Origin of the sequence: Synechococcus sp. R6-10 (genome assembly GCF_047461815.1) — a bacterium.
In the GTDB taxonomy this organism is placed as follows: Bacteria; Cyanobacteriota; Cyanobacteriia; order Thermostichales; family Thermostichaceae; genus Thermostichus.
Genome location: NZ_JANSHW010000314.1, coordinates 1 through 547, shown reverse-complemented (window position 1 = coordinate 547; position 547 = coordinate 1). Strand labels below are relative to the sequence as shown.

The following is a 547-nucleotide window of genomic DNA, read 5'->3' as shown; positions in this document are numbered from 1 at the left end:
AAGACTTGCCCTGTTGGGGTGAGAGCGGCCAGTTGCGTCGGCAGCAGGCTGATGGGACCCCCCGGAGCTGCCACAAAACCAGTGGTGAAGGTGGCCACAAAGTCTTCCGGCAAACTGCGCCCGGAAGCAAACAAGTCCGGCACTGCCCGCGAGATGACAACCCGGTACACGGCATCGTTGGTGAGCGGCGTGCGGAAGGTGATGGTGACCTGAGTGCGGTCGGCATTGAAGGCCAAGTCGCGAGCCGGCACAACTCCCGCTTGCGGCGCCACCGAGGTGATGCTCAAGGCCTGAGCGAAGGGAGCCTCGCGCACCGGCTCGCTGAAGCGAATAACAATGCTGGTGGTGATAGAAACGTTGGTGGCGCCATCCGCCGGGCTGATGCTGATGACGCGGCCTACGGGTGTGGGAGTGGGAGTCGGCGTGGGAGGTGGTGGCGGCGGAGCCGGGGGAGCCGGTGGGGGTGGTGGGGGTGGGGGCGGCACGGGTGTAACAGTGCCAGTGCTGCTTTCGCCGCAACCGGTGAGCAGCAGGGGCAGCAGCACCA

The 547-nt window shown here is 66.0% G+C and carries 1 protein-coding gene; it reads right to left on the bottom strand.

Going from position 1 to position 547, the window contains the following annotated elements; genetic code table 11:
* The coding region (locus tag NW837_RS09395) for an Ig-like domain-containing protein (RefSeq protein ID WP_414330979.1) at window positions 1–547 on the bottom strand (547 nt) is incomplete at both ends.